1 pseudogene is annotated in these 492 nt (G+C 45.5%); it reads right to left on the minus strand.

The features are described 5' to 3' along the window. A pseudogene (locus BHE18_RS20935) lies at positions 1–266 on the minus strand (potassium transporter TrkG); the annotation flags it as partial. Positions 267–492 lie beyond the last annotated feature (226 nt).

The raw sequence follows: 492 nt of genomic DNA on the forward strand, positions 1-492 counted from the left end.
AGAGAGAATCCTGCATTATTGAATGCGGAAATAGCGTGGAAAGCACTGGTGAAAAGCCCGTATGTCCAGCCGTATTCCGGAACCCAGCGAACCGCTAAAATCGCTGTGGCCAATAATTCGATGCCAAATGCGAAAAATAGCAGAACCTGTACGAGGCGGATCATGCCGCCAAGTGAATACTGGTTGAACGACTGCTGGATTAAAATCCGTCCCCGCAGGCCAATTTTCCTGCCCAGCAGCAAAACAATCAAAATGGCGAATGTCATGAGGAAAAAAAAAATTAATAAGAACCCAGTAACCTGTATCTAGAAAAAATCCCCAAAACACGCACTGCCCAATCCATAATTTTATAATATAACATACACACAAACATCATCCACATCTCTCCATCATACACCACCCCTCAACCCATCCACCACCTCGTCCACTCTATCACCACTACTCCACTCACAACCACACAACCGACTACCGTACTACCACCAATCACCACAA

Origin of the sequence: Rossellomorea aquimaris (assembly GCF_001877785.1) — a bacterium.
Taxonomy (GTDB): Bacteria; Bacillota; Bacilli; order Bacillales; family Bacillaceae_B; genus Rossellomorea; species Rossellomorea aquimaris_A.